Below are 1007 nucleotides of genomic sequence, written 5' to 3'. Positions count from 1 at the left end.
TACAATTACAGAAGTTTTTTTACTCGAGGAAATTCTATTTTCGTTATTTATTTTATAATTCGTCAATTTTATTTTATATTTTGAAATTGTTTCTATTGAAATATTATTTTCCCAGTGAATTTTTTTATAATAATTTGAAATAATATTATCATAAAAATTTTGAGAATTTTTTGAATTATCATAAAAAGTCGGAAGCGTATAAGAATAAAAACAAATTTTTTTTGAAATCAAATCGTAAAGAATAGAAGTCAAACCGAAATAACCCGAAGGCGAAATCCAAGAATAAGCGCCCAATCCTATAAACTCTCCCGCAGATTTTTTAATATATGCGCTTTTAATTTCTCCCGAGAGTAATTTAATAGCGGTTTCGTCATTATTTTTTTTTGCATTTTCTATAGTATTAATCGTATTGTAGATTTTCGATAAAGTTTTCATTACGAATATTTTATTGAAAAACGCTTTTTTATTTATCATAGCTTCAATACTTTGAGACAAGCTCCTAAAAAGTTTTGCAAGTTCTGGAATATCGGCAATATTTAATTTTGTGGCTATTTGTTCGGCTGTATCAAAATCTTTTTCATTGCATGCATAAAATCCTTTTGCAAAAATATTTTCTATAAAATTTTTTGAAAATTCTAAAATATCCGAATTGATAATTTTCTTTTTTTCTTTTGATTTTCTTTTTGTATTTTTAGTTTTTAAATTATTTGATTCTTCAAAAATTTTTTCATTAGAAATTTTATTTTCATTTTTAAAATCTTTTGTCAATTCTTTTATATATAATAAAGCAATAATTACATGTTTGCATATTTTTTGAGAAGGACAATTGCAAATAGTTTCTTTTATATTTTCCGTAAAAAATATTTGAATATTGTCGAATGAAATTTTTATTTTATTTTCCGCTTCTTCAAGTTTTATATTTTTTATATTTTTAATATCTTTTAAAGCTCGGTTGTATATTCCTTTATTGGTTAAAGAAATTAAAAAATTTTCTTCCGTATATTCTT

At 22.5% G+C, this 1007-nt stretch carries 1 pseudogene; it reads right to left on the bottom strand.

Going from position 1 to position 1007, the window contains the following annotated elements:
• Positions 1 to 1007 (bottom strand): annotated as a pseudogene (locus ACR0QS_RS13360) (SWIM zinc finger family protein); the annotation flags it as partial.

Source organism: Brachyspira sp. (genome assembly GCF_050873525.1).
Classification (GTDB): Bacteria; Spirochaetota; Brachyspiria; order Brachyspirales; family Brachyspiraceae; genus Brachyspira.
This window is presented reverse-complemented; position numbering and strand designations above follow the sequence as displayed.